A 325-nucleotide genomic window follows, 5' to 3' on the forward strand; every position below is an offset into this window, starting at 1 on the left:
GTCGCGGGATCGGTCAAGGGCACCGTGCGGAGTCGCTCACCACGAAGATTGGCGATGTAGATCGTGCCGTCGTGGATGGCGATTCCGCTGGGACTGGCATCATCCGGTGACCATTGTTGGAGCGGGTCGATGAATCCGTCTTCACCCACAATCCCTTCGACCTCGGGCCACCCGTAGTTTCCGCCTGCTTCGATCTTGTTGAGCTCGTCCCAGGTGTCCTGCCCGAACTCGCTGGCGTACATCGTGCCGTCCTCGGTCCAGGCAATGCCCTGGGAGTTGCGGTGGCCGTAGCTGTAGACAAACGAGTTCGGAAATGGATTATCTA

At 59.7% G+C, this 325-nt stretch carries 1 protein-coding gene; it reads right to left on the reverse strand.

Annotation, left to right across the window (positions count from 1 at the left end):
* The coding region (locus NR111_RS18360) for a sorbosone dehydrogenase family protein (protein ID WP_256821648.1) at positions 1–325 on the reverse strand (325 nt) is incomplete at both ends.

It is taken from the genome of Dietzia sp. Die43, assembly GCF_024519835.1.
Taxonomy (GTDB): Bacteria; Actinomycetota; Actinomycetes; order Mycobacteriales; family Mycobacteriaceae; genus Dietzia; species Dietzia kunjamensis.